Origin of the sequence: Streptomyces misionensis (genome assembly GCF_900104815.1) — a bacterium.
Taxonomy (GTDB): domain Bacteria; phylum Actinomycetota; class Actinomycetes; order Streptomycetales; family Streptomycetaceae; genus Streptomyces; species Streptomyces misionensis.
This window is the reverse complement of record NZ_FNTD01000004.1, coordinates 7,075,221-7,102,026: the sequence shown is the minus strand read 5'-3', so window position 1 is coordinate 7,102,026 and position 26,806 is coordinate 7,075,221. Positions and strand designations below refer to the sequence as shown.

At 74.2% G+C, this 26,806-nt stretch carries 20 protein-coding genes; 8 read left to right on the top strand and 12 right to left on the bottom strand.

What is annotated here, in order from left to right; genetic code table 11:
• Positions 1-261: 261 nt before the first annotated feature.
• Positions 262-780, top strand: coding sequence for a hypothetical protein (locus BLW85_RS33585; RefSeq protein ID WP_070028448.1), 519 nt, complete (start codon positions 262-264; stop codon positions 778-780).
• Positions 781-803: 23 nt separating this feature from the next.
• On the opposite strand, the gene BLW85_RS33580 is transcribed toward BLW85_RS33585, so the two are convergent.
• From BLW85_RS33580 to BLW85_RS39605, 3 genes are all read right to left on the bottom strand, one after another.
• The gene (locus BLW85_RS33580; protein ID WP_074994955.1) at positions 804-1,667 is read right to left on the bottom strand and encodes an Fpg/Nei family DNA glycosylase; all 864 of its coding nucleotides are present in this window, start codon (positions 1,665-1,667) and stop codon (positions 804-806) included.
• A gap of 40 nt (positions 1,668-1,707) precedes the next feature.
• Positions 1,708-3,795, bottom strand: a complete 2,088-nt coding sequence (locus tag BLW85_RS33575) for a SpoIIE family protein phosphatase (protein ID WP_074994952.1) — start codon at positions 3,793-3,795, stop codon at positions 1,708-1,710.
• A gap of 65 nt (positions 3,796-3,860) precedes the next feature.
• Positions 3,861-5,744, bottom strand: a complete 1,884-nt coding sequence (locus BLW85_RS39605; protein WP_167381452.1) for a DUF6777 domain-containing protein — start codon at positions 5,742-5,744, stop codon at positions 3,861-3,863.
• A gap of 101 nt (positions 5,745-5,845) precedes the next feature.
• Here BLW85_RS39605 and BLW85_RS33565 point away from each other — a divergent pair, with 101 nt between their 5' ends.
• Entirely contained in the window at positions 5,846-7,267 is a 1,422-nt protein-coding gene (locus BLW85_RS33565; RefSeq protein ID WP_074996305.1) for a lipase maturation factor family protein, read from the top strand.
• On the opposite strand, the gene BLW85_RS33560 is transcribed toward BLW85_RS33565, so the two are convergent.
• Entirely contained in the window at positions 7,268-10,291 is a 3,024-nt protein-coding gene (locus tag BLW85_RS33560) for an alpha-mannosidase (RefSeq protein WP_074994947.1), read from the bottom strand.
• Positions 10,292-10,458: 167 nt separating this feature from the next.
• Here BLW85_RS33560 and BLW85_RS33555 point away from each other — a divergent pair, with 167 nt between their 5' ends.
• Positions 10,459-11,829 carry an amidase gene (locus BLW85_RS33555; protein ID WP_074994945.1) on the top strand — a complete coding sequence of 457 codons (1,371 nt, stop codon included), beginning with the start codon at positions 10,459-10,461 and terminating at the stop codon, positions 11,827-11,829.
• Between the two features lie 28 nt (positions 11,830-11,857).
• Here BLW85_RS33555 and BLW85_RS33550 read toward each other — a convergent pair whose 3' ends face one another.
• Together BLW85_RS33550 and BLW85_RS38575 are read right to left on the bottom strand one after the other, a co-directional pair.
• Complete coding sequence (locus BLW85_RS33550) at positions 11,858-12,343, bottom strand: GNAT family N-acetyltransferase (RefSeq protein WP_074994943.1); 486 nt, start codon at positions 12,341-12,343, stop codon at positions 11,858-11,860.
• A 50-nt stretch (positions 12,344-12,393) separates the two neighbouring features.
• Entirely contained in the window at positions 12,394-12,564 is a 171-nt protein-coding gene (locus BLW85_RS38575; RefSeq protein ID WP_107409229.1) for a hypothetical protein, read from the bottom strand.
• A gap of 445 nt (positions 12,565-13,009) precedes the next feature.
• Here BLW85_RS38575 and BLW85_RS33545 point away from each other — a divergent pair, with 445 nt between their 5' ends.
• Positions 13,010-13,429 carry a hypothetical protein gene (locus BLW85_RS33545; RefSeq protein ID WP_070026114.1) on the top strand — a complete coding sequence of 140 codons (420 nt, stop codon included), beginning with the start codon at positions 13,010-13,012 and terminating at the stop codon, positions 13,427-13,429.
• 4 nt (positions 13,430-13,433) lie between these two features.
• On the opposite strand, the gene BLW85_RS33540 is transcribed toward BLW85_RS33545, so the two are convergent.
• Entirely contained in the window at positions 13,434-14,942 is a 1,509-nt protein-coding gene (locus BLW85_RS33540; protein ID WP_074994941.1) for an SDR family NAD(P)-dependent oxidoreductase, read from the bottom strand.
• Positions 14,943-15,070: 128 nt separating this feature from the next.
• Positions 15,071-15,955 (bottom strand): helix-turn-helix transcriptional regulator, encoded by an 885-nt coding sequence (locus BLW85_RS33535; RefSeq protein WP_074994938.1) that lies wholly within the window; start codon positions 15,953-15,955, stop codon positions 15,071-15,073.
• A 177-nt stretch (positions 15,956-16,132) separates the two neighbouring features.
• Between BLW85_RS33535 and BLW85_RS33530 the strand changes: the two genes are divergently transcribed.
• Together BLW85_RS33530 and BLW85_RS33525 are read left to right on the top strand one after the other, a co-directional pair.
• Positions 16,133-17,149: a zinc-dependent alcohol dehydrogenase family protein gene (locus BLW85_RS33530; RefSeq protein WP_074994936.1), complete on the top strand. Its 1,017-nt coding sequence runs from the start codon at positions 16,133-16,135 to the stop codon at positions 17,147-17,149.
• A 108-nt stretch (positions 17,150-17,257) separates the two neighbouring features.
• Entirely contained in the window at positions 17,258-17,668 is a 411-nt protein-coding gene (locus BLW85_RS33525; RefSeq protein WP_070026132.1) for a (R)-mandelonitrile lyase, read from the top strand.
• Between the two features lie 69 nt (positions 17,669-17,737).
• Here BLW85_RS33525 and BLW85_RS33520 read toward each other — a convergent pair whose 3' ends face one another.
• From BLW85_RS33520 to BLW85_RS33505, 3 genes are all read right to left on the bottom strand, one after another.
• Complete coding sequence (locus tag BLW85_RS33520) at positions 17,738-19,072, bottom strand: wax ester/triacylglycerol synthase family O-acyltransferase (protein ID WP_074994933.1); 1,335 nt, start codon at positions 19,070-19,072, stop codon at positions 17,738-17,740.
• A 144-nt stretch (positions 19,073-19,216) separates the two neighbouring features.
• Positions 19,217-21,538 carry a GH92 family glycosyl hydrolase gene (locus BLW85_RS33510; RefSeq protein WP_074994930.1) on the bottom strand — a complete coding sequence of 774 codons (2,322 nt, stop codon included), beginning with the start codon at positions 21,536-21,538 and terminating at the stop codon, positions 19,217-19,219.
• 203 nt (positions 21,539-21,741) lie between these two features.
• Entirely contained in the window at positions 21,742-22,473 is a 732-nt protein-coding gene (locus tag BLW85_RS33505) for a (2Fe-2S)-binding protein (RefSeq protein ID WP_074994927.1), read from the bottom strand.
• A 239-nt stretch (positions 22,474-22,712) separates the two neighbouring features.
• On the opposite strand from BLW85_RS33505, the gene BLW85_RS33500 reads away from it, so the two are divergent.
• Positions 22,713-23,837 carry a DMT family transporter gene (locus BLW85_RS33500; RefSeq protein WP_079172497.1) on the top strand — a complete coding sequence of 375 codons (1,125 nt, stop codon included), beginning with the start codon at positions 22,713-22,715 and terminating at the stop codon, positions 23,835-23,837.
• Here the strand turns inward: BLW85_RS33500 and BLW85_RS33495 are convergent.
• On the bottom strand, positions 23,827-24,885 hold the full coding sequence (locus BLW85_RS33495; RefSeq protein ID WP_074994924.1) for a M23 family metallopeptidase: 1,059 nt from the start codon (positions 24,883-24,885) through the stop codon (positions 23,827-23,829). The genes BLW85_RS33500 and BLW85_RS33495 overlap by 11 nt on opposite strands.
• A gap of 271 nt (positions 24,886-25,156) precedes the next feature.
• Here BLW85_RS33495 and gndA point away from each other — a divergent pair, with 271 nt between their 5' ends.
• Positions 25,157-26,596 carry an NADP-dependent phosphogluconate dehydrogenase gene (gene gndA, locus BLW85_RS33490; protein ID WP_074994921.1) on the top strand — a complete coding sequence of 480 codons (1,440 nt, stop codon included), beginning with the start codon at positions 25,157-25,159 and terminating at the stop codon, positions 26,594-26,596.
• Positions 26,597-26,806: the final 210 nt, after the last annotated feature.

The following is a 26,806-nucleotide window of genomic DNA, read 5'->3' as shown; positions in this document are numbered from 1 at the left end:
TCACGCCGCACCACCGTGACGTCCTTGCCCTCGTGTACTCCCCCGGGGCCGGTGGGACGCGAGCGGCGCGCACGCCCGGCGCCGCACCCGGTACGGTGAAGCACCGGACGTGCGCCGAAACCGGGAGCCGGGTCAAGCCTCGGCAAAGCGCCTTGCTGTGGCCCCCCTTGGGGCAATGGGCTGTCCTCATCCGCGTTCCGGGCGGGGCGCGTCCCCGGGGACCGGGCGACGCGCACGCACCGGAGGAAGGGCAGGAAGGGAATGCCGCACAGAGGACACGAGAACAGCGACGGCACGGACGGCACCGGCGGCGGTGAACTGGACGTCCCCATGGCGTGGCTGTACGCCGAGTACATCGCCGACGAACTGCTGCGCACCGGCGATCTGATGCCGCCGACGTCCTTCGAGTTCCGGGCCGGCCGGGACGCGCTCGCGCTGACCGTCTTCCTGTCCGACACCGACGGGGAGCTCTCCGGCATCCGGGTCGTCTCCCAGCTGGACAACTGGCTGTCGCTGACGGCCTGCGACCATCCGTGGCCGCAGTGGGTGCGCGCCCGGATGGCCGAGCTGACCGAGCGGGCGGCCGGGGCACCCTCGGCCGATCTGACGCTCGCCCAGGACGCCTGGCGCTGGCTGGAGGAGACCGAACTGCTGGCGCCCGACCTGGACGCGGTGCCGGGCGGCGGCGCCCCGGCCGGCGAGGACGGCGGGCCCCAGGTGTGGACGCCCGCCTGGCAGCTGGGCCTGCCGCTCGGGCACCTGGCGATCCACCTCTTCTGACGTTCCGACGGCGGCGGGCGCCCCTACTTCAGCAGCCGGGAGAGTCGACGGTCGGCGAGCGGCTTGCCGCCCGTCTGACAGGTGGGGCAGTACTGGAGCGAGGAGTCGCTGAAGGAGACCTCGCGGATGGTGTCCCCGCACACCGGGCAGGGCTCGCCGGTGCGGCCGTGCACCCGAAGGCCGCTCTTCTTCTCGGATTTGAGCCGACCGGCGGCCACGCCCCGGGAGCGCTCGACCGCCTCGGCGAGGGTGTCGCGCAACGCCTCGTACAGCCGGCGGGTCTCCTGCGGGGTGAGGGAGGCGGCGAGCTTGAACGGGGACATCTTCGCCGCGTGCAGGATCTCGTCGCTGTAGGCGTTGCCGATCCCGGCGATCAGGGACTGGTCCCGCAGGGCGCCCTTGAGCTGTCGTCGCTCCGCCTTCAGCAGGGCGGCGAGGCGGTCCTCCCCGAAGTCCGCGGCGAGCGGGTCCGGGCCGAGGCGGGCGATGCCCGGCACCTGCGCCGGATCGCGCACCACGTACACCGCGAGTCGCTTTTGCGTGCCGGCCTCGGTGAGGTCGAAGCCCTCGCCGGTCTCCAGCGCCACGCGCAGCGCGAGCGGGCCCTTGCCCGGCTTGGGCGGCCCGTCCGGCAGCCGGTCCTTCCACTGCAACCAGCCCGCGCGGGCCAGGTGGACCACCAGGTGCAGCCCGCTGTCGGCCGCCAGGTCGAGGAACTTGCCGTGCCGGCGCACCCCGGTGATCAGGGCGCCCTGAAGGGCGGTGACGGGCGGGTCGTACGTCTTCAGCACGCTGACGGCGACCGGCAGCACCCGCGCCACCCGGTGGCCGACCAGGTGCTCGGAGAGGAAGTCCGTCAGCGCTTCGACCTCGGGCAGTTCCGGCATACGTCCAGAGTGCCACCCGGCACCGACAACGCCTCCCGGCTCACCCGTCCGGCCCGCCGCGGTCCGCGCCCGCCCGGAACTCGCACCACACCGCCTTGCCGCGGCCGCGCGCCTCCACACCCCAGGCGTCCGCGAGCCGGTCCACGAGCAGCAGGCCGCGCCCCGAGACGCCGTCCTCCCCGGCGTCCCGGCGCCGGGGCAGGGCGCTGGAGGAGTCCTCCACCTCGATCCGCAGCCTGCGCTCTCCCCCGACGGGGGACCGCAGGGTGACGGTCGCGGCGCCCTCGGTGTGCACCAGGACGTTGGTGATCAGCTCGTCCGCGGCCAGCTCCACCTCGTCGGCGCGCTCCTCCTCGCCCCAGGCGCGGACCGCGGCCCGGATCATGTGCCGGGCCTGGGTGAGCGCCTCCGGATCACCGGGCGCCACATGCTGCTGGAGCCGGCCGCGGGGCCGCGCCTCCTCCGGGACCCGGCGGTGCAGCAGGAGCAGGGCCACGTCGTCGTCGCCGCCGCGCTTCTCGGCCAGCCGGATCAGCAGGTCGGCGAGGTCGGACACCTCCTCCGGCCCGGTGCGCACCCGCTCCGTAAGGTTCCGGATGCCGTCGTCCAGGTCGCAGCCCGGCTGCTCGACCAGCCCGTCGGTGCACAGCAGCAGGGTGGCACCCGGGTCCAGTTCGAGGGTGGCGACGGGATAGTCCAGCCCGCCGAACTCGGCGGACAGCCCGAGCGGCAGCCCGCCCTCGACCGGTACGCGCCGGCAGCCGTCGGCGTCGCGCACCAGCGGGTCGATGTGCCCGGCGCGGACCACCTGGACCACCCCGGTCGCCAGGTCCGCGTCGGCGTACAGACAGGTGGCGAAGCGACCGGTGTCCAGCTCGCGCAGGAACTCGGAGGCGCGGGCCATCACGGTGGCCGGGGCGTGCCCCTCCGCGGCGTAGGCGCGCAGCACGATCCGCAGTTGGCCCATCACGGCCGCGGCGTGGGTGTCGTGGCCCTGGACGTCGCCGATGACCGCGCCGACCCGGCCGCCGGGCAGCGGGATCACGTCGTACCAGTCGCCGCCGATGTCCCGGCCCAGGGCGGCCGCCCGGTAGCGCACGGCGACGTCGGCGCCCGGCACCTGCGGGATGGTGCGCGGCAGCATGGCCTGCTGGAGGCCCTGGGCGAGGTCCTTCTGCTGCTCGTAGAGCATGGCCCGTTGCAGGCTCTGCGCGATGCTGCTGCCGAGGGCCACGAGAACGGCGCGCTCCTCCTCGGAGAAGCCCCGCCGGAGGCTGTAGAGCAGGCCCATCGCGCCGATCGGGCGGCCCTGGGCGATCAGCGGCAGATAGGCGGCCGAGGCGATCCGCAGATGGGTGATCTGCGACCACAGCAGGGGGTACTGCTCCGCGAACTCCTCCGGGCTCTCGACGAACCGCGGGCTCAGCGTCCGCACCACCTCGCTCATGGGGTACGGCTCGTCGATGCGGTTGACCTGGGTGGCGGGAACGAAGCTGCCGGCCGGCGCCTCGGCGACGAGCCGGATCCGCCCGGCCTCCACCAGGCCCATCACGAAGCTGGCCGCGCCCAGCCGGTGGATGCCGTGGGTGTCCTTGAGGACCTCGATGACGTCCTGCACGGTGCGGGCGTGGGCGAGGGCCGCGGAGACGATCTGGACGATGCTGGTCTGCTGGCGGAAGGCCTCGTCCTGGGCGGCGCGCAGACTGCGGGCCTCGCCCTCGGCCAGCTCCCCGGTGGCGTCGCGGACGATGCCGACGACGCGGCGGGGACGGCCGGACTCGTCCCGGCGGATGTAGCCCTGGGTGTGGGTCCAGCGGGGGGTGCCGTCGCGGCGGCGGATGCGGAAGTAGGCGCCGTAGTTCTCGGCGCCCTCCTTGACGGCCCGGGCGACCAGCGCGTCCAGCCGGGCCGCCTCGGGCTGCGGCACCCGCGCGGTCAGTGACTCGAAGCGCCCGTCGAACTCCTCGGGGAGCAGGTCGAACACCTGGTGCGCCTGGGCGTCCATGTGGATCACGCCCTTGTCCAGGTCCCAGTCGAAGGTGCCCATGTGGTTGAGCGCCAGGATCGGGTCCGGTCGGGCGGGCCAGTCATCCGGAAGTGACAGGGCACTCGCTGCCCGATCAGCCATGGAGCCACCTTGCCAGGATTCGCCGGATTCTTCGACCCGTCCCGGCGGCCCGGCCGGTGCGCCGTTCACCTGCCGGGCACGTCGACCGGGGCGCTGGGGGCCGCGTCCGGGGCGGCGCCGGTCCCTGTCGTGTCCTCGGGGGCCTGCGCGGCGCCGCCGCCCGGGCCGGACATGCCGGTGCCTCCGGGAGGTGCGATCTCGTCCAGGTCCCGCGGGACGTTCAGGGCACCGGTCCGTGGCGTGTCGTAGAGGGACAGGCCCGGCGGGTGGGCGAAGGGGTCGAGAAGGGGCTGGGTGGGGGTGGGCGCCGGGGCCGAGGGGGGTTGCGGGTCGGCGGAAGAGGGCGTGGAGGAGGAGGGCTGGGCCGGGGCGGAGGGGGCGGTCGACGGTGCCGGCGGGAGGGCCCTGGTGGGTGGCGGCGGGGTGCGGCGCGCCGAAGAGGCGCTCGGGGCGTCGGTGGGCGTGGAAGCGCCGGTCGGCGCGGGGGCACTGCCGGTCGACGGCGCGGCGGCCGGCGTCGGGGCGCCGGTCGGGTCGGGCGCGGGGACGGCCCGGTCGACGGCCGTGGGGGTGCCGCGGGGTGCGGGGTCGCGGGTCCCGCGCTCCCCCGCCGCCGCGGCGCCCCGGCCGTCGGCGGCGGGAGTGGCAGCGCCGTGGTGCTCGGCGACACCGGGCGTCGCGGCGGAGTTCGCGGCACCGGAGTGCGCGGCACCCCGGTCCCCGGCGGTACGGTCCCCGGCACCGGAGTCCCCGGCACCGGAGTCCCCGCCATGACGGTCCACGGCCTCTGTCCCCCGGGCACCGCGATCCCCGGCGTCGCGGTCCCCGCCCCGGCGGTCCGCCGCGTCGGCCTCCCCGCCGCGGCGGCCGGCGTCCCGGTCCCCGGCACGGCGGTCCTCGGCGGCGCGCTGCCCCGTACGCACCCCCCGGCCCCCGTCCCGCACTCCCGTGTGGTCGGGTTCGTCCGTACGGGTGTCCGTCGCGGGCGCGCGGTCCGCCGCCTCGCGCCCCGCGCCGATCACCGCGCCCCCGACCTGCCCCGCTGCCGTACCGGGCCGGCTCTGCCGGGCCCGGGGTGTGCCGGTGTCCGGCCTGCTGGGATGGGGGAAGCCGGTGAGCCCGGGATCGGGGGGCGCGGTGTTGGCCAGGATCGGCGGTGCCACGAGCTGGTCGTGGGCGACGTCGGGACCGAGCCGGCGTTCGATCCAGCTGTTCGTGCGGGCGTCGAGCAGCGTCAGGCTGCCGACCGCCTGGGGCGCCGGGGTCACCACGATCACCTGGTTGGGCCGGTAGCCGGACCAGGCGGTGCCGCGGGCGCCCACGCCACCGCGCGCCTCCTCGGGTGGTCGCAGCGGATTGCCGCAGGCGCACCGCACCCGGGGCAGGCCCCGGTCGTCTACCAGGACGGCGGTGCCGGCCTGGAGCACGGCCTGGTATCCGGCCGCCTGTCCGTCGCGGTAGCCGTGGTTGGTGACGCGGGTGTCGGCGCGCAGCAGCACCGGGGTGAGGGCGCGCAGGTAGCCGGGCAGGGCGGAGCGGGAGACGCCGGCCGCCCGGGCGAAGGCCTCGCCGCGCGCCGGGTCCGCGGTCAGCCGGCCGATCTGCCGTTCGACGTCGCAGACGGTGACGCGGACGCTGCCGCTGTAGAGCCCGGGGGTGCCGCCGGACAGGGCGTGTGCCGCCGCCAGCGGGGCGACGGCGAGTCCGGCGGGCGGGGCGCTGACATCGGCCGTGCGGCCGGTGCCGGCCGCCCGGGGGACGCCGCTGCCGGTGGGGCCGGTCGCCGTGGACTCGGTGAAGGGGTTGGGCCCCTGTTCCACGGCGGGCTGGAGGAAGACCTCCTCGCCCAGTTGGGCCTCTTTGACGGCGGCGCCCGCACACCCGGTGAGGAGCAGCGCCACCGACAGCAGCACGCAGGCCATGGCCAAGGATCCGGTGGGTATGCGCACCGTGCACTCCGCATCACTGTGGGTGAATTACCCCTATTGTTTGCATTGCATCCTTTTGGCTGGCAACTCGGGGGGATCGGCGCGAGGGAGACGAGGTGGCCGTGGACTGGTTCACCGCACCCGACTACTGGCTGAGCCGACTGGTCCTGCAACGGGCCCTGGCCACCGTGTACCTCGTGGCGTTCCTGACGGCCGCCCTCCAGTTCCGGGCGCTGCTGGGCGAGCGGGGCATGCTGCCGGTCCCCCGTTACGTGGCGCGGATTCCCTTCCGGCGGGCGCCGAGCCTGTTCCAGCTGCACTACTCCGACCGGTTCTTCGCGGCCGTGGCGTGGGCGGGCTGCGCGGTGTCGGCGGCGCTGCTCGCGGGGGCGGACTCGCTGCTGCCGCTGTGGGCGGGCATCGTGCTGTGGCTGGTGCCGTGGGCGCTGTACCTGTCGATCGTGAACGTGGGGCAGACCTGGTACGCGTTCGGCTGGGAGTCGCTGCTGCTCGAAACCGGCTTCCTGGCCGCGTTCCTCGGCAACGACGAGGTGGCGCCGCCGGTGGTGGTGCTGTTCCTGCTGCGCTGGATCCTGTTCCGGGTCGAGTTCGGCGCCGGACTGATCAAGCTGCGCGGCGACGCGTGCTGGCGCAAGCTGACCTGCCTGTACTACCACCACGAGACTCAGCCGATGCCGGGCCCGCTGAGCTGGTTCTTCCACCATCTGCCCAAACCGTTGCACCGGGTGGAGGTGGCCGCCAACCACGTCACCCAACTCGTGGTGCCCTTCCTCCTGTTCACCCCCCAGCCGATCGCCTCGGCCGCCGCCGCGCTGATGATCGTCACCCAGCTGTGGCTGGTCCTGTCGGGCAACTTCTCCTGGCTGAACTGGATCACCGTCGTGCTCGCGGTGTCCGCGCTGCGGCTCCCGGCGACGGCGCCCCCGGTGCCCGCGGCGCCCCTGTGGTACGAGGTCGTGGTGCTCGCGCTCGCCGCGCTGCTGCTGTTCCTCAGCTACCGCCCGGTGGGGAACATGGTCTCCCGGCGCCAGGTGATGAACCGCTCCTTCGACCCGCTCCACCTGGTCAACACCTACGGCGCGTTCGGCAGCGTCAGCCGGGTGCGCTACGAGGTGGTGGTCGAGGGCACGCTGGACGAGGTGGCGCGGGCGGACTCGGACTGGCGGGAGTACGAGTTCAAGGGCAAGCCGGGCCGGCTGCGGCACTGGCCGCGCCAGTTCGCCCCGTACCATCTGCGCCTGGACTGGCTGATGTGGTTCGCGGCGCTGTCGCCGGCGTACGCGGGCGACTGGTTCGGCGGCCTGGTGGAGCGGCTCCTCGAGAACGACCGGGCCACGCTGCGGCTGCTGCGCCGCTCCCCCTTCCCGCCCGGTACCCCGCCCCGCTTCGTCCGCGCCCGGCTCTTCCGCTACCGCTACACCACCTGGCGGGAGTTGCGGGAGACGGGCGCGTGCTGGGAGCGGACGTATGTGCGCGAGTACCTGCCGCCGACCCGGCTGGCCGGGGCGGAGCAGGGGTCTTAGTCACCCGCCGACGCGCCTGCGCAGCCGCAGGGTCATCAGCTCGAAGGGGCGCAGCCGTACGGTGATCCGCTCGCCCTCGCGGTCCGGTCGCGGCGCGTCGGCGAGCGGGCGTTCCAGCAGGTCGGTGACGGTGAGGGCGGTGAACGCGAAGCCCGTCTCCAGGGTGGCCCGGGCGCGTGCGCCGTGGGCCTCGTGGAAGCGGACCACCACATCGCCGCTGCCGTCGTCGGCGAGCTTGACCGCCGTGATCACGACCGCGTCCCGGTCCACGGTGACCAGCGGGGCGATGTCACGGGCGCCGGTCGTGCGTCGCTCGGGCAGGTTGATCCGCCAGCCCTCGCGCACCGCGTCGCCGATGTCCGCGCTCGGCACCAGCGCGTGCCGGAAGCGGTGGACGCCCTGGTCGGTCTCGGGGTCGGGGAAGCGCGGGGCGCGCAGCAGCGACGCCCGGACCGTCGTGGTGGTGCCGCGGTCGCCGTCGGTGCGGACGGTGCGGGTCACGTCGTGGCCGTACGTCGAGTCGTTGACGATCGCCACGCCCCAGCCGGGCTCCGCCAGGTGGACGAAGCGGTGGTTGCACGCCTCGAACTTGGCCGCCTCCCAGGAGGTGTTGGTGTGGGTGGGCCGGAAGACGTGCCCGAACTGGGTCTCCGACGCGTACCGTTCGGCGTGCACGTCCAGCGGGAACGCCAGTTTCAGGATCTTCTCCGTCTCGTGCCAGTCGACCTCGGTGTCCACGACCAGCCGCCGCTCCCCCGGCGGCAGCGAGAGCACCTGGGTGACGCGGGAGGAACCGAAGGACCGGACGATCCGCACCGACGCGCCGTCCTCGCCGGGCGTGACCGACTCGGCGTCGGTGAGGTCGGTGACGGTGTTGCGGTAGAACTCGTCCACGTCCCAGGCGTCCCACATGTTCGGGAGGTCCTGGTGGAGTTGGAGGAGGTTCGCCACCTCGCCGGGGGCGACGGTCTCCCGGTCGGCGGCGAGGTCGCGGGCGGAGACGACGAGGCCGCGGGCGTCGGTCTCGACGCGGAGCAGCCCGTTGTCGAGGACGTACCCGCCCGCGGCCCCGGGCGACAGCGTCGTGCCCGCCACCGGGGTCCGCGGCGCGCCCGCGCCTCCGGCCGGCACCCCGGCGCGTTCGTGCGGCGCGGAGTTGAAGACCAGTTGCCGGTCCCCCTCCCCCGCCAGCGCACGCTGGGCGGCCTCGATGATCCCGTTCAGTTCCCCGGCGACGCGCCGGTAGGTCGCCCGTGCCTCGCGGTGCACCCAGGCGATGGACGAGCCGGGCAGGATGTCGTGGAACTGGTGCAGCAGCACCGTCTTCCACAGCCGGTCCAACTCCTCGTAGGGGTAGGGGAAACCGGTGCGCACGGCCGCCGTCGCCGCCCACAGCTCCGCCTCGCGCAGCAGGTGTTCGCTGCGCCGGTTGCCCTGCTTGGTCTGGGCCTGGCTGGTGAGGGTGGCGCGGTGCAGCTCCAGGTACAACTCCCCGACCCAGACGGGCGGCTCGGGGTACTCGGCCTCGGCCTTCTCGAAGAAGGCCCGCGGGGTCTCCCAGACGACGGTGGGCGAACCCTCCAGGTCGCGCAGCCGGGCGGCCTTGGCGACCATCTCACGGGTGGTGCCGCCGCCCCCGTCGCCCCAGCCGGTCGGCGCCAGCGAGTGCCGGGCGCGCCCCTTATCCCTGAAGTTGCGTGCCGCGTGCGCGAGTTCGGCTCCCCGCATGGAGCAGTTGTAGGTGTCGACCGGCGGGAAGTGGGTGAAGATCCGGGTGCCGTCGATGCCCTCCCAACGGAAGGTGTGGTGCGGGAACGCGTTCGTCCTCGACCAGGAGATCTTCTGCGTCAGCAGCCACTTGGCGCCGGCGGCCCGGATGATCTGCGGCAGGCCCGCGGCGAAGCCGAAGGTGTCGGGCAGCCACACCTCCTCGTTCTCGACACCGAACTCGTCGAGGAAGAACCGCTTTCCGTGCACGAACTGCCGGGCCATCGCCTCCGAGCCCGGCATGTTGGTGTCCGACTCCACCCACATCCCCCCGGCCGGCACGAACCGCCCCCTGGCCGCCGCCTCGCGCACCCGCGCCCACACCTCGGGCCGGTGCTCCTTGATCCACGCCCACTGCTGCGCCTGGGACATGGCGAACACGAACTCGGGCTCGTCCTCGATCAGTGCCGTCATGTTGGACGCCGTCCGGGCCACCTTGCGCACCGTCTCGCGCAGCGGCCACAGCCACGCCGAGTCGATGTGCGCGTGCCCGACGGCGCTGATCCGGTGCGCGGAGGGCGCGGCGGGGGAAGCGAGGACACCGGTCAGCCGCTCGCGGGCGCCGGCCGCCGTGCCGTTGACGTCCTGGAGGTCGAGGGCATCCAGGGCGCGCTCGACGGCGCGCAGGATGTCGTACCGGCGCGCGGAGTCGGCGGGCAGCTCGGCCATCAGTTCGCCGAGCACCTCCAGGTCGATCACCAGCTGCCACACGGTCTCGTCGAAGACCGCGAGATCCATGCGGGTCAGGGTGTACTGGGGCTCGCCGCCCGCGGTCTCCCTGTCGCCCAGGGCGGTGGGACCGAAGCCGACGAGGACCGGGTTGGAGGCGGCCTCGATGTGCAGCCGCACCTCCTCGCCGCCGGTGACGGGCGCGCCGACGCGCACCCACTGGTTGCGCGGGTTGAGGCCCTTCACCGGGGTGCCGTCGGGCCGGTACACCAGCCCCTCGCACTGGAAGCCCGGCAGGCGCTCGTCGAAGCCGAGGTCGAGCAGCGCCTCCACGGTCCGCCCGGCCCACTCCTTCGGCACGGTCCCGGTCACCCGGAACCAGCTGGTGCCCCACGGAGCACCCCACCGGGCGCCCACCTCGATCGGCTCCGGCTCGGCGGCCAGCCCCTCGGCGACCGGCACGGGCTCGCCGGGCGCGTGCCACACCGCGACCTGGAGCGGGACGGACTCGGGGTACACGGCGGGGCGGACGCGCTCGTCCAGGACGCGGCGGAGGCGGTCCTCCACCAGAGTGCGGTCGTCATGCATGCGGGATGCTCCCTGCTGGGTTCCGGGCGGCACGGGTCGGACTCGCTGAGGAACGCATTCCCTCGTGAGGGCCGCCGGACCCTCGACGTACCGGCTTCGACGGGGCACAGTTCTCCCTGCGTCCTGTCGCGTACCGGCGAGTAGCCGAAGACTGAACGAGGAGTGCCGTGGGGAACTGGGCCGGGCGGAGCGCCGCCGAGATCGCCGCCGCCGTGCGGGAGAAGCGGGTGACGCCCCGAGAAGTGGTGGCGGAGCATCTGGCGCGGATCGAGCGGCACGACGGGCGGATCGGGGCGTTCCGTACGGTGCGCGGGGCGGCGGCGCTCGCCGACGCGGACGAGGTGGCGTCCCGCGCCGACCTGGCCGGACTGCCGCTCGCGGGCGTGCCGGTCGCGGTGAAGGACAACCTGGCGGTGCGCGGCGAGTCCCACCGCGACGGCTCGGCCGCGACCCCGGACGTCCCGGCGGACGAGGACCATGTCACGGTGGCCCGGCTGCGGGCGGCGGGCGCGGTGGTCGTGGGCCTCACCAACGTCCCCGAGCTGTGCGTCTTCGGCACGACGGAGGGCCTGTTCGGCACCTCGCGCAACCCCTGGGACACCACGCGCAGCGCGGGCGGCTCCTCCGGGGGCAGCGCCGCCGCCGTGGCCGCCGGGTTCGTGCCGATCGCGCTCGGCAACGACGGCATGGGGTCGCTGCGCATCCCGGCGGCGAACTGCGGGCTGGTGACGCTGAAGCCGGGGCTCGGGGTGGTGCCCGCGGGGATCGGCAACGGGGACTGGTTCGGCATGTCGGAGAACGGCCCGCTGGCCACCACGGTCGAGGATCTGCGGCTGATGCTGGGCGTGCTCGCGGGCACGGAGTTCCCCGCCGCGGCGCGGCCGGCGCGGCGGACGATCGCCGTGTCCCTGCGCAACCCGCTTCGCGGCCCGGGGCCGAGCCGCCCCTACGCGGACGCGGTACGCCAGGCGGCCGGGGCGCTGGCGCGGGCCGGCCACCGGGTGCGCCGGGCGGAGCCGCCGTACCCCGTGACGATGGGCCTGACCGCGCTGCGGCACTGGACGGCGGGCACGGCGGTGGACGCGGAGGGCCTGGACCCGGCCCGGCTCGCCCGGCGCACCCGGGCGCACGCGGCAGTGGGGAGGCGCTTCGTCCGCTCGGTGCGCACGGGCAGCGAACGCGAGCGCCTGCGCGCCCGGCTGCTGCCCTTCCTCACCGAACACGACGTGCTGCTCACCCCGGCCCTGGCCCGCCGCTCCCCCGCCGCCGGCCCTTGGCACGAACGGGGCTGGCTGCGCAACATCGTCGTGAACAGCGCCTACTCCCCGTTCACCCCGCCCTGGAACCTCACCGGCTGGCCGGCCATGTCCGTTCCCCTCTCCGCCCTCCCCTCGGGCGCCCCCTCCGCCCTCCCCTCGGGCGCCCCCTGCGCCGTCCAGCTCGTGGGCCGCCCCGGCACGGAGGCCGCCTTGCTGGAGCTGGCGCGGGAACTGGAGTCGTCGCTGCCCTGGCGGCGCACGGCGCCGCTGGGCGACTGAGAGGGCTCGGCCCCAGGCGGTCGAGCACTCAGACGAGCGACTTGTGCAAGACGTGCAGGCCGACCAGGCCGTGCCGGGGGTGGTCGAAGGCCCGCGGGATCGTCCCGACGACGGTGAAGCCGAGGGAGGTCCACAGGGAGACCGCGGGGTTGGTCTCGACGACCGCGTTGAACACCATGGCCCGGTAGCCGTGGGAGCGGGCCTCGCCGAGGACGTGGACCGCGAGGGCGCGGCCGATGCCCCGGCCGGTGTGGTCGGGGTCGACCATGAAGCCGGCGTTGGCGACGTGGGCGGCCGGGCCGCCGTAGTTCGCGGTGAGGTAGGCGGAGCCGGTCACGGTCCCCGCCGGGTCCTCGGCGACGTAGACCCGTTTGGCCGGGCCCATCCACAGGGCCCGGGCCGCCGGCTCGTCGGTGCCGGGGTCCCAGGCGTAGGTCTCGGCGGCGGCCACGATCCGGTGCCAGAAGGGCCAGATCCGCGGCCAGTCCTCGGGCACGGCGTCTCTGATCTGCATGGGCGTGAGTCTCGCACGTCACGCCCGTGCGCCGCGGCGATCGGAGCGGGTCAGTCCACGCTGGGCAGGATATGCGGCTCGGCGAGGTCGTCCTCGTAACCTGCGAGACGGATGGGGGCGGACCGGGCCCACACGTCGAGGCTGCCGAGTTCTCCGGGCCGCCGGCCCGGGCGCTCCGCTTCTTCGGGGCGCTGCTCGCGATTCGTCTTCTCCGGTGTCACCGCGCACTCCTTGTGTGTCGGGTCCCCTCGGGGCGTACCGGACCGCTGTGTTCCGGTGCTCACCGCCCGCTCGGGTCTGGATGAAAGGCCAGTTCGGGCGCGGTGGCGCCGGGTACCTCTGGTCGGAGCAGGCCGATGTGCTCCGGCTCGCCCCCAGGACGGACGTGGGTGTGGGTGGGACCCTTTTTGCTGCCCGTCCACTCCAGATTAACCAAATGAGCGGGCCTCCGCTCGATAGGGAGTGCAAACAAGGGGTAACTATCGAGCCTCAATGCGTGACGAATACCCCTCAATATGCAGCTATTCATAACAAATCGCCTCGCCGAATCGGGGCCGAACTTCACCCGTTCGGCCCAGTCGGCGTCGTTCAAGTGTCGTTGGCCCGGCCGCAAGCTCACCATGGTCTGCTGGCGCCCGAACGGCTGTCTCGCGGAAGGACTGACGCATGGAGCTGCGCAGCGTCGAGGAGCTGATGGACCTGCTGTACGCGGGCCGGTACCAGCACGCGCTGCGGACCGCCGCGCTGCTGCGCCGCAGCCGACCCGCCGACAAGGAACTCCAGGTCGCGGGGCTGGTCCAGGGAATCGGCCCGGTCCTGTCCCCGGGCGACGAGGCGGGCCGGGCCCGCAGCGCAGCGGCGGCGGTGCGGCCGCTGCTCGGGGAGCGGGTGTTCCGGCTGGTGCGCGGGGACGGCGCCCTCGCCGACGACGTCCTGCGGCTGCGGCAGGCCGCCGAGGAGGGCCGCGCCGGGGGCTTCGACGCGGGGGTGCTGGAGGACTGGCGCACGGTGCTGGAGCTGGTCGCGGCCCGCAACCGCCGTCTCGACCCCGTCGAAGGGCCGCCCGGGGCCCCCGGGGCTCAGTGACCCGTCACCACTTGCCGGGCGCGTAGTCCTTCAGGAAGACGCCGTACACGTCCTCGCCCTCCTCGCCGCGCACGATCGGGTCGTAGACGCGGGCCGCGCCGTCGACCAGGTCGAGGGGCGCGTGGAAGCCGGCCTCGGCCAGGCGCAGCTTGTCGTAGTGCGGGCGCTCGTCGGTGATCCAGCCGGTGTCGACGGACGTCATCAGGATGCCGTCGGTGTCGAACATCTCCTGCGCGCTGGTCCGCGTGACCATGTTCATGGCCGCCTTCGCGGCGTTGGTGTTCGGATGCCCCGCGCCCTTGTAGCCGCGGCTGAACACGCCCTCCATCGCGGAGACGTTGACGACGTACGACCGTCCCCGCGCCGCCTTCCGGGCGGCCTCGGCCATGGCCGGGCGCAGCTTGCTGATCAGGATGAAGGGCGCCGTGTAGTTGCACAGCTGGGTCTCCAGCAGCTCCACCGGGGAGATCTGCTCGATGCTCTGCACCCAGGTGTTGGTGTCCACGACGTCCGGCACCAGGCCGCCCGCGTCGATGGCCGTGCCGTCCAGGTGCCGGGCGACGCTGGCGTTGCCCGCGACGAGCGCCAGGTCGGCGACCTGCTGCGCGTCCAGGCCGCTGGTGCCGACGGGCAGCGCGGCGATGCCGTCCACGGCTCCCGAGTTGAAGGCGCCGATGACGTGGTGCGCGGGGAGTTCCCCCGCGGGCAGCGGGGCGCTCTCGCCGTCGACCAGGGCGGCGTACGCCGAGGGCAGGCGGCGCACGGTCTGCGTCGCGTTGTTGATCAGGATGTCCAGCGGGCCCGCCCCGGCGACCTGCTCGGCCAGGGCGACCGCCTGCGCCGGGTCGCGCAGGTCGATGCCGACGACCTCCAGGCGGTGCAGCCAGTCCGCGGAGTCCTCCATCGCCTTGAACCGGCGGATGGCGTCCTTGGGGAACCGGGTGGTGATCGTCGTGTGCGCGCCGTCGCGCAGCAGCCGCAGCGCGATGTACATGCCGATCTTGGCCCGGCCGCCGGTGAGCAGGGCGCGCTTGCCGGTGAGGTCGGCGCGGGCGTCCCGCTTGGTCCGGTTCAGCTCGGCGCACTTCGGACAGAGCTGGTGGTAGAAGTAGTCGACCTCGACGTAGCGGGTCTTGCAGGTGTAGCAGGAGCGCGGGCGCTGGAGTATCCCCGCGATCCGGCCGGGCTCGACCTTCGAGGAGGGCAGGATGCCCTCGGTCTCGTCGTCGATGCGCTCGGCGGAGCCGGTGGCCGTGGCCTCGGTGACGGCGCGGTCGTGGGCGGTCTTGGCGGCCCGGCGCTCCTGCCGGCGGCGCTGCTTGACCGTGCGGTAGATGTGCGAGGTGGCCCGGCGCACGAGGATCGCGTCGGGGTGGTCCACGTCGAGCCGGTCCAGCTCCTCCAGCACGCCGAGGCAGACGGCCAGGCGCTCCGGGTCGATGCCCGGGCCGTGGACGACCTCGTCCGTGGCCATGGAGTCCGTGGCCATGGAGCCGTCTTCTGTCACCGTCATCGCGCTGCCGTCTCCCTGATCCGCGCAGCGCTCCGACTCGCGCCCGCATTCGAACGACGAAATTTTACGGAGCGCAGGGCCCGGAACCAAAACCGGTGCGGATCACGCACGGATTCCGCCCCGCGCGCTCAGCCGGCGGGGGACGGTTCGGCGGCGGCTTCGCGGGTGGCGGCCCAGGAGGCGAGCAGGCGCAGGCCCTCCTCGGAGGGCGAGCCGGGTTCGGCGGTGTAGACGGTGAGGGTGAGGCCGGGCTCGGCGGCCATCTCGAGGCCCTCGTAGGCGAGGGTGAGGTCGCCGACCGCCCGGTGGTGGAAGCGTTTGGTCCCGGTGCCGTGGTGGCGGACGTCGTGGGCGCCCCAGCGGGTGCGGAACTCGTCGCTGCGGGTGGAGAGCTCCCCGACGAGGTCGTGCAGCTCCCTGTCGTGCGGGTCGCGGCCCGCCTCGGTGCGCAGGATGGCGACGGCGATGTCGGCGGCGAGGTCCCAGTCGGGGTAGAAGCGGCGCGAGGCGGGATCGAGGAAGTTGAAGCGGGCGAGGTTCGTGCGGTTGCCGGGGGTGGCGTACACGTCGTCGTAGAAGGCGCGGGCGAGCTGGTTGGCGGCGAGGATGTCCATGCGGCCGTTGCGCACGAAGGCGGGCCCGGCGGTGATCGCGTCCAGCGTCCACCGCAGGCTGCGGTGCGGCTTCCACTGCCGGGCGGCGCGGCGCCGGGGGCGGGTGCGCACGTCGGAGCCGTCGGCGGCCCGGGCCAGGTTCAGCAGGTGGGCCCGCTCGGCGTCGTCGAGCCGCAGGGCGCGCGCGACGGCCTCGAGGACGGCCGGGGAGACACCGGCGAGGCTGCCCCGCTCCAGCTTGGCGTAGTACTCGACGCTCATGTCCGCGAGCGCCGCGACCTCGCTGCGGCGCAGGCCGGGCACGCGCCGCCGGCTGCCCGAGGGCAGCCCCGCCTGCTCCGGGGTGATCTTCGCGCGCCGCGAGGTGAGGAACTCGCGGACCTCTTCACGGTTGTCCACCCCTCGACCGTACGTCCCGCGCGCGCCCGCGGGGATGCACTGCCGGTACACCCCTCGGCGGTGACTCGCTGCGGGCGCCGGGAGCCGGTTACCTGGAAGACGTGGCGCCGTACCGGTCCGGGACGCGGCCGGTACGCGCCCCGGCACATGGCCCCAGCACGCAAAGGAACCCCCCTCATGCGCGGAGCAGTGATCCATGCCCCCGGCGACGTCCGGTTCGAGACCCTGGACGACCCGCGGATCCTCCACCCGACCGACGCGGTCATCCGCACGGCCGCCACCTGTGTGTGCGGCTCCGACCTGTGGCCCTACCGGGGCCTGGAACCGATCGGCGACCCGCATCCGATGGGCCACGAGTACGTCGGCTTCGTGGAGGAGGTCGGATCCGAGGTCACGTCGGTGAAGCCGGGCCAGTTCGTCGTCGGCTCGTTCGCCACCTCGGACAACACCTGCGCGAACTGCCGAAACGGCTTCCAGTCCAACTGCCTGCACCGCGAGTTCATGAGCACCTGCCAGGCCGACCTCGTCCGCATCCCGCAGGCGCAGGGCACCCTCGTCGCCGTGGACGAGGTCCCCGACGAGGCGTTCTGGCCCGGTCTGCTGGCGGTCTCCGACGTCATGGGCACCGGCTGGTGGGCCGCCGACGCCGCCGAGGTCGTCCCCGGCTCCACGGCCGTGGTCGTCGGGGACGGCGCGGTCGGCCTGTGCGCGGTCATCGCGGCCCGGGAGCGGGGCGCGGAGCGGATCATCGCGATGAGCCGGCACGAGCCCCGGCAGCGGCTCGCCCGGGAGTTCGGCGCCACCGACATCGTCACCGAGCGCGGCGACGAGGGTGTCGCCCGGATCAAGGAGCTGACCGGCGGCATCGGCGCGGACAGCGTGCTGGAGTGCGTGGGCACGGCGCAGGCCATGCGGCAGGCGCTCCGGTCGGCCCGGCCGGGCGGCACCGTCGGCTTCGTCGGTGTCCCCCACGAGGTCGCCGTCGACGGCCAGGAGCTGTTCTTCTCCCACGTCGGCCTGCGCGGCGGCCCCGCCCCGGTGCGCCGCTACCTGCCCGACCTCATCGACCGCGTCCTGACCGGCCGGATCGAGCCGGGCAAGGTCTTCGACCTCGCCCTGCCCCTGGACCAGGTCGCCGAGGGCTACCGGGCCATGGACGAACGCCGCGCCGTCAAGGCCCTGCTCAGGCCCTGACCGGACGGACCCGCCCCCTCTCCCCCTCCGCGCATGGCACGCGCGGCCGGAACCGCCCCGGTCGCGCGGCCCCCGTGGACACGCCCCGACCCCGCCAAGGACACCTTCATGCAGCACGTCACCGACACCGTCACCGTCAAGGCCCCCGCCGAACGCTTCACCGGCGACGTCTACCTCGACCCGGTCGAGACGCCCGCCGAACCGGCCCGCCTCGCCTCCGCCCTGGTCCGCTTCACCCCCGGCGCCCGCACCAACTGGCACTCCCACCTCAACGGCCAGACCCTCTACGTCACCGAGGGCGTGGGACTGGTCGGTACGCGCGACGGCAAGGTCGTACGCGTCCGCGCCGGGCAGGTCGTCAGGTGCCCGGCCGGTGAGGAGCACTGGCACGGGGCCACCGGCACCACGCTCATGGCCCACGTCGCCATGGTCGTCGGCGCCGACGGCACGGACGGCACCACCTGGCTGGAACCGGTCACCGACGAGCAGTACTCCGCCGCCGGGGACGGCGAGGGCTGACCCGGCGCACGGACCGACACCACGTACGGGCCCCGGGGTCCGGCCCGAAGGCCGGGGCCCGGGGCTCCGTCAGCGGTCGCACACCGCCAGCAGCGCCGCCACCTCGGCCGTCACCGCGTGCGCGACCCGGTCGAGGTCCGGCACGGCCTGCGCGTCGGCGACCAGCCCGTAGTGCACTCGCCCGCGGTACGTCGAGACGGCGACCGCCAGCGACTGGCCGGGCGCGAGCGGGGCCAGCGGGTAGACCTCGGTCAGCTCCTGCCCGCCCAGCCGCAGCCCCACCCCGGGCAGCGGCACGCTCGTCACCAGGATGTCGAACCACAGCCGCGCGGCCTGCCCGACCAGCGGACCGCCGAGCCGGTGGCCGAGGGCGGGCACGTGGTCGGCGAGCAGCGCGACGGCGCCGGCCCCCCGGTCGGGGCCCGCGTCCTTGTTGCGGACCATCGCGGTGCGCACCGCGGCGAGCCGGCCGAGCGGGTCCGGCTCGTCCACGGGAAGCCGTATCAGATAGCCGGAGAGCCGGTTGCCGGGTGGCTGCGCGCTGCGCGGGCGGCGCCGGGAGACCGGGATCAGGGCACGCGGCGCGACGCCCGCGCAGTCGTCGCCGCGTTCGTCGAGCCAGCGGCGCAGCGCACCGGCGACGACCGCGATCAGAACGTCGTTGACGGTGCCGCCGGCCGTCTTGCGCACCCGGTGCACCTCGTCGATGTCGAGGACGACCCCGGCGGTACGGCGAGTGCCGCTGGCCGGTGCGGCGAGCGCGGAGGCGGGGCGCATGCGCAGGGTGGACAGGGCGAGGGAGGCGCCGATGTCCACGGCCCGGCCCATGTCCGACAGGGCGCCCCGGACCAGGCCCGGGAGCATGCCGGGCAGTCTGCGCACATCCGGCAGCGGCCCGCGCGGCGCGGGCTCGGCCGCGCGGGGTGCCCGTTCGGGCACGTCCACGGGGTCGAGGACGCCGGCGGCGAGCCGCAGCGCGCGCAGCCCGTCGGCGAGGGCGTGGTGGAACTTGAAGAGCACGGCGAAGGAGACCCCGTCCTCGCCGGGCAGCACGTGTGCCTCCCAGGGCGGCCGGCCGCGCTCCAGCGGACGCTCCATCAGCCGTCCGGCGGCCGCGTGGAAGTCGGCGGCCGGGGCGTGCAGCCGTACGTGGTCGAGCGGGTCGAAGTCCGGGGCGGGTTCGCGGGTGGCGCCGCCGAAGGAGAGCGGCTGCCACACGTCCCGGATGCGCAGCCGGAGCCCGGGGACGGCGGCGGCACGGGTGGCGAGCAGGTCGGCGGCGTGGGCGCCCGCGGTCGGCGAGTGCGCGGCGAAGACACCGAGGGCGCCCAGGTGCATCGGGTGCCGGTCGGACTCGATGTTCCAGAAGGCGAGGTCGAGGGGGGCGAGCAGATCGGAAGTCACGGGCGTGCTCCGCGCGTCGACGAAGGAGGGGACAGCAGTCAATCCCCGACAACCGATTACGGTCAAGTACGATCAGGCTACGCACAGTTAACAACAGATAAAGTCCCGCCCCCGGAAGGAGGCGGGACTCGGGAGACGCTGAGGTCACTTCAGTACCGGTGGTGCCGCCCCGGGTGACGTACCCCACTCCGACGGGCGCGGGCCGACCGTGAACGCCAGCGAGCGCAGGGAACGCAGCGCACGCGTCGTCAGATACGTCCGCCCGTGCGCCGCGCCGTCGGCGCGCACGCCCTGGACGTAGCGGTCGGCCGCCGAGGTGCCGGGCGCGGTGACGGTGAGGGCGCCGCTCGGCCAGTAGCGGCGGTCCAGGGCGAGGTCGACGCGGTCGAAGACCGGGGTGGACAGGCCCCAGGTGTCGTACCCGGGCTGGATCGGGAAGAGCCCGATGGAGGACAGCACGTTCCAGGCGGACATGGTGCCGAGGTCGTCGTTGCCGGTCATGCCGGTGGGCCCGTCGGTGAACAGGGTCAGGGCCGCGTGCACGACGTCGGTGGTCTTCCAGGGCTGGCCGGTGGCGAGGTAGGTGTAGGGCGCGATGAGGTCGGGTTCGTTCATCGGGTTGTAGACGGTGGCGTTGTAGTAGGCGTACGCGTCGCCGTGCACCCACACCTCGCGGGCCGTCTTCTCCGGGTCGGCGCGCAGCCGGTCGTAGGCGAAGAAGGCGTCGAGCCGGTCGTTGGCCGCGCGCTCGCCGCCGATCAGGCGGACCATGCCGGGCAGGTCCTGTGGGACCAGCCACTGGTACTGCCAGGCGGTGCCCTCGTGGAAGCCGGTGCCGAGCGCCGGGTCGGGCGAGCCGGTGAAGGCGCCGGAGGCGTCGCGGGCGCGGAAGAAACCGGTGCCGGGGTCGAAGATGGTGCGGTAGTTGCGGGACCGGGCCGCGTAGCGGGCCGCGTCCGCGTCATGACCGAGGCCGCGGGCCATCTGGGCGAGCATGGCGTCGGCGAGGGCGTACTCCAGGGTGACGGAGGCGCCGTGGTGGTAGTCCGAGTCGCCCATCTTGGCCAGCGGCCGGTCCTTGACGAACGGGGCGAAACCGTGCGCGATGTACTCGGCGTTGGCCTCCCGGCCGATGCCCGGGTTGGCGGCGGGCGGCACCCCGTCCGCGTTCTTCCGCAGCGCGCGGTAGGCCCGTTCCTCGAACCCCTTCAGCAGGCCCGTCTGGTAGGCGGTGGTCAGGAACGGGGTGACCGGGTCGCCGCTCATCACGTTCGTCTCGACCGGGCCGTAGCCCCACTTGGGCAGCCAGCCGCCGTCCTCGTCGACCGCGACCACCGAGCGGGCCATGTCCCGTGCCTCGCGCGGCGCGAGCAGCGCGAGCAGCTGGGCCTGGGTGCGGTAGGTGTCCCACAGCGACCAGTTCTGGTAGTACGTGAACCCGTTCGCCCGGTGGACGCGCCGGTCCCAGCCGAAGTAGCGGCCGTCGGTGTCACCGCCGACGTTGGGCGCGAGGTACGAGCGGTACAGCGAGGAGTAGAACGTACGGCGCAGCGCCTTGCCACCGCCGTGGACGCGCACGGCGCCGAGCCGCGCCTCCCACTGCGCGCGGGCCCGTTCCCGCACGGTGTCGAAGGACCGGCCGCCCTCGGCCCGCAGATTGCGCTCCGCGCCCGTGGCGTCGACGTAGGACAGCGCGGTGGTCGCCTCGACCGTACGGTTCCTGGTGGTGTCGAAGCGGACGTAGGCGCCGCCGTGGCCGGTGTGCGAGCCGGCGGTGACGGTGGCGCCGTCCCAGGTGCCGTACGCGGTGAAGGGCCGGCTGAAGCGGGTGACGGTGTGGACCGTGTAGGGGCCGGTGTCCCGGCAGAAGCCGTGGCCGGTGATCTCGGTGCGTACGGTGCGGTCGTCCAGGATCTCGACCTTGGCGGCGCTCGTCTTGTGCAGCGCCTGGGCCGCGTTCAGCAGGACGTTGGCCTTGCCGGTCGCGGGGAAGGTGTAGCGCTGCACCCCGGTGCGGGCGGTGGCGGTCAGCTCGGCGCGGATGCCGGAGGCGAGGCCGACCCGGTAGTAGCCGGGGCTCGCCGTCTCGTCGTCGTGCGAGAACGCGGCGGCGTACTTCGCGTCGTCGGTCTGTGTGACGTCCCCGGTGGTGGGCAGCACGGGCAGGTCGCCGCCGATGCGGCAGCCGACGCCCGAGAGGTGGACCAGCGAGAAGCCGCGGATACGGCCCTGTGTGTAGTCGTAGCCGGTCATGTGACCGGTGTCCGGCGAGAGCTGCACCATGCCGAAGGGCACGGCGGCGCCGGGGAAGGTGTTGCCCTCGTTCTGGCTCCCGATGAAGGGGTTCACCAGGTCGGTGAGGCGGCCGTCGGTCCGCTCGGCGGCTCCCGCGGCGGGGGCGGCGATCAGTGCGGACACCGCCATCGCCCAGGCCAGGCACAGCCGTGTGCGCCGGGTCCCTCTCATGTCGGATGACCTCCGGAGGTTCGACATCGTTGCCTGCATCGTGGCGGGCGAACGGCATGAATCCGGGCATTGCGCGGAGGAAGAGAGGAACGCGTCGTTTTCGACGGTCTTTTGTCGGGCCGTGAGCGGACGTGGCCGTGCGATGCCGTTGCCCCTGGGGGGCGTTCGGCGGGCCGCAAGCGGGGGTCGGTGTCTCCTTACCCCTAGGGGGCGTTCGGGGGCCGGGTGAAGCAGCAGTCGCCGCAGACTCCGCCACCGGGGACGCGGTAGTACAGGCAGCAGCTGCGGCGGCGGAAGGCGGTGGCGGTGCGGGTGCCGGTGGGACGCAGCAGGGGGTGGTCGAAGAGTTCGGCGGTGAGCGCGCGGGTGCGGGTCGGCACGTCGGTACGGCCCTGGGCGCGCGCCCAGCGCTCCAGTTCCCGGGCGGCCCCGGCGAGCGCGGAGCCCGCGTTGCCCCGCAGCAGGCCGGCCGCGACGCCGTAACGGTCCCTCAGGGCCTTTTCCAGGGGCCCCAGATGCCCGTGCAGCACGGCGTCGGCGAGCGCGGCGGCGTCCCCGGGCCCCTCCTCGCGGACCTCGGTGAGCCACAGGTCGTCCGGCGCGGCGGCGGCGGTGTCCCAACGCAGCAGGCCCGGGCGCAGATCGGGCAGCCGGCCGTACAGGGCGGCGCAGCCGAGCGCCACCGACCAGAGGCGCGCCGCCAGCCCCTGCTGGCCGATCGAGGCGGCCACCCGCGCCTCGGCGGTGCGCAGCCGCTCCCCGACGGCCCGGACGCGGACCGCGAGCGGGTCCGGGCCCGGTGCGTCCGGTGCGTACGCCTCCTCCAGGGTCGGCAGTCGCGCGGGGTCGCTGTTCCCCTTGGTGCGGGGGGTCGTACGCAGGGCGAAGAATCCGCCCAGGGGGCGGAGCGCGGCGAGTTCGGGGTCGAGGTCCACGACAGACACTCGTACCAGGCCCGTTCGCGGCCCGGTCGCGCGGGCTCCCCCTGGGTGAACCCACCCAGGGGATGATCACCGCGCCCTCGTACTCCATCGGCAGTAGGACGCACTGCGTGCTCAGGGACGACGACAGGGAGAACCCGGGCGGGCAGAGTGTGGACCATGGAAGCCGACCGTACTCAGCGCCGGGCACAGGACCCCCGCCGCACGCAGCCACCGACGAGCGGGGGCGGCCGATGAGCGCCCTCGCGCTGTCCGTGCTGCTGTCGCTCGTGTCCGCCCTCGGCTACGCGGGCGGCGCGATCGTGCAGGAACGGGTCGCGGTCACCTCCTCCGGCAGCACCTACCTGCCGCTGCGCCGCCCCGGCTGGTGGGGCGCGCTGGCGTTCAACGGCCTCGGCGGGCTGCTGCACGTGGTGGCGCTGGCCTTCGGCCCGCTGAGCATCGTCCAGCCGCTCGGCGCGCTGACCATCGTCTTCGCCCTGCCGCTGGCCACCCTCTGCGTGGGCCGCCGGGCCGGCGCGACCGCCTGGCGCGGCGCCGTGATGACCACGGTCGGGCTCGCCGGCCTGCTCTCGCTGGTCGGTTCCTCCGACGACCAGGCCCTGGACGCCGCCCAGCGGATGGCGGCCGGGGCGGTCACCGGCGGCGCCGTGGTGGCGCTGATGTGCGCGGGCCGGGCCACCCACCGGCACCCGGCGGTGCGCAGCGTGCTGCTCGCCACGGCGTCCGGCACAGCGTTCGGCATGTCCTCGGTGTTCACCAAGTCGGTCGCCGTCGGCTGGGACGACGGGTTCGGCCCCGGCGCCGTGTTCCTGCTGGTGCTGATCGGCGTGTTCTCCGTCGCCGGTGTGCTGCTGTCCCAGGCCTCCTACGACGGCGGCGGCCTGGCCGCCCCGCTGGCCACGCTGACCGTCGTCAACCCGGTGCTGGCCGCCGTGGTCGGCATCCTCATGTTCGGCGAGACCTTCCGTCACGGCACCACGGGCACCCTGCTCGCGCTGGGCTGCGGGGTGCTGGCCGCGGGCGGGCTGATCATGCTGACGACGGAGCGGATGGAACGGACCCCGACGCCGCCCGAGGAGCCGGTCGCGGAGCGGGCGCCGCGCTCGGTGCCGCGCCAGCGGGCCGACGGGCAGGACCTACGGGTCGCCGGGCGGGACGAGGGGGACGCGCGCGAGCCCGCGCGGGGTGCCGGGCCGCTCACGGAGCCCGGGCTGCGTGAGCTGCTCGTCCCGGTGGCGCCCGACCTCGCGGTGCCGGACGCGGGTGAGGTCCTGCCGCCCGGGGACCGCGCCCTGCCGCGGTCGCACCCGTCGCGGTCGGTGCCCGGCAGGCGGCGGCCGCGGGTCAGATCCTGACGCCGTGGGCCCGGAGGTAGGCGAGCGGGTCGACGTCCGTGCCGAAGCCGGGTCCGGTGCGCACCTCGAAGTGCAGGTGCGGTCCGGTGACGTTGCCGGTGGCGCCCGAGCGGCCGACGCGCTGTCCCGCGGTGACGTGCTGCCCGATCCGTACGGCGATGGCCGACAGATGGCCGTACTGGGTGTAGTGCCCGTCGGCGTGCCGGATCACCACCTGGTACCCGTAGGAGCCGCCCCAGCCGGCCGCCACCACCCGCCCGGCCGCGGCCGCGTGCACGGCGGTGCCGGTCGGCACCAGGAAGTCGACGCCGGTGTGGTAGCCCTTCGACCAGTGCGACCCCGCGGCGCGGTACCCGGTGCCGATGGAGGCGTGCACCGGGGCGACGAGCGCGTGGCTCGGCGCGGGGGTCTGCGACCGGGCCTTCGGGTGGGCCTTCGGCCGGGCGGGAGGTGAAGTCTCCTTCTTCGCGCGGGCCTTGGCGGTCTTCTCGGGCGCCTTGCGGTGTTCCTCCGGTGCCGTGGCGGGTGACTCGGGCTCCTTGGTGTGCCTCTGCGCCGCCTTGGCGAGCGCGTTCGCGGGCCGCAGGGTGAGCCGCTGGCCCGGCAGGATCAGGTCGGGGTCGGCCCCGACGGTGGCGCGGTTCCCGGCGTACAGCGGACGCCAGCCGCCCGGCACGTGCTGGTCCTCGGCGATGCCGGAGAGGGTGTCGCCGCGCACCACCGTGTACATCTCGGTGCGGCCCGCGCGGGACTGCGGGGTGTGCTGCGGCCGTACGTCGTGCGCCGAGGCGTCCAGTGCCTTCCCGGCGACGGCGCCGTGCTCGTCTTCGGCCGGCGAGGCGTGCGGCGCGCCCCGGCCGCCGTGGGCGGCCGTACCGGCGACGGCGTCCGCTCCGGCGGTGGTCGGCGTTCCGGCGGTCTGCGTTCCGGCGGCTGTTCCGGCGGCGATCAGCGGGAGGGCGAGGCCCGCGCCGCCCGCCGTCACCGTGAGCGAGGCGCGGTTGATCCTGTTCGGCTGGTACCGGCGGTGCCGGCCGGGTATGGCCATGTCCGCAGTCCCTTCGGCATGCGTCAGGAGGGGCAAAAGTATGCGCATGAAACACGCCGTGACAAGACACCGAACCGGCCGTATCCCGGCGCCAAGTGGCCTATTCCGTAGGGGCGTTGGCCGGATCACCGGATGACCGGCGGAGACGGCGGGCGCACCCGGGGCGCGGGGGCGGCGGGCCTGATGTGCGCGGACCCGGGGGGCACGTCAGGATGGGCGGGGACCCCTACCGGCACGGCCGCGGGCACGCGGCGAACAGGGAGCAGGCGGTATGAGCACTTCAGCGCAGATCGGCGTCACCGGCCTCGCGGTCATGGGCCGCAACCTCGCCCGGAACTTCGCGCGCAACGGCTACACGGTCGCGGTGCACAACCGCACCGTGGCGCGGACACGGGAACTGGTGGAGCGGTTCGGGGACGAGGGGGACTTCGTCGCCGCCGAGACCGCCGAGGATTTCGTGGCGGCGCTGGAACGCCCGCGCCGACTGGTGATCATGGTCAAGGCCGGTGATCCCACGGACGCGGTGATCAAGGAGTTCGCGCCGCTCCTGGAACCTGGCGACATGATCATCGACGGGGGCAACGCGCACTTCGCGGACACCCGGCGCCGGGAGCGGGAGCTGCGCGAACGGGGCATCCACTTCGTCGGCACCGGCATCTCCGGCGGCGAGGAGGGCGCGCTGCACGGGCCGAGCATCATGCCGGGCGGTTCGAAGGAGTCGTACGAGTCGCTGGGCCCGATGCTGGAGAAGATCGCGGCGAAGGCCGAGGACGGCGCGCCCTGTGTGACGCACGTGGGTCCGGACGGCGCCGGACACTTCGTGAAGATGGTGCACAACGGCATCGAGTACGCCGACATGCAGCTGATCGGCGAGGCGTACCAGTTGCTGCGGGACGTGGCGGGGTACTCCCCCGCACAGATCGCGGACATCTTCCGTACGTGGAACACCGGCCGGCTGGACTCGTATCTGATCGAGATCACCGCCGAGGTGCTGTCCCACGTGGACGCGGCGACCGGCGAGCCGTTCGTGGACGTGGTGACGGACCAGGCGGAGCAGAAGGGCACCGGCCGCTGGACCGTACAGATCGCGCTCGACCTCGGTGTCCCGGTCTCGGGCATCGCGGAGGCCGTCTTCGCCCGCTCCCTGTCCGGCCACGCCGCGCTGCGGGAGGCCTCCCGGCATCTGGCCGGGCCCCGGCCGAACACGCTGGGCGAGCAGGAGGCGGCGGCCTTCGCCGACCGGGTGGAGCAGGCGCTGTACGCCTCCAAGATCGTCTCGTACACCCAGGGCTTCCACGAGATCGCGGCGGGCAGCGAGGAGTACGGCTGGGACATCGACCAGGGTGCCGTGTCCGCGATCTGGCGGGCCGGCTGCATCATCCGCGCGGCGTTCCTCGACCGCATCCGCGCGGCCTACGACGGCCGCCCCGACCTGCCGAGCCTGCTCTCCGACGAGACGTTCGCCCGGGAGATCGCGGCGGCCCAGGACGACTGGCGCGAGGTGCTGGCCGCGGCCGTGCGGCAGGGGGTGCCGACGCCCGGGTTCGCCGCGGCCCTCTCCTACTACGACGGCCTGCGCGCCCCTCGGTTGCCCGCGGCCCTCACACAGGGCCAGCGGGACTTCTTCGGGGCGCACACGTACCGGCGGGTGGACCGGGAGGGCACGTTCCACACGCTGTGGGGCGGGGACCGGAGCGAGGTCCAGGCGTAACGGGCGGTTGCCCTGCACCTGGGGGCCGGGGCATCTGGTTCTCCGCACCCTCTCGGGGTGCCCCCTGAGGGTGCGCGAGCGCCTGGCTCCCCGCGCCCTCTCAGGGATGCGTCAGGTGAGGGGCGGGCCCGGCTCGGGGCTCGGCACGGGCTCCGGCCCGGGCGGGATCGGGGACGGTGAGGGTTCGGGCGGGGATGGCGGCGTGGGCTG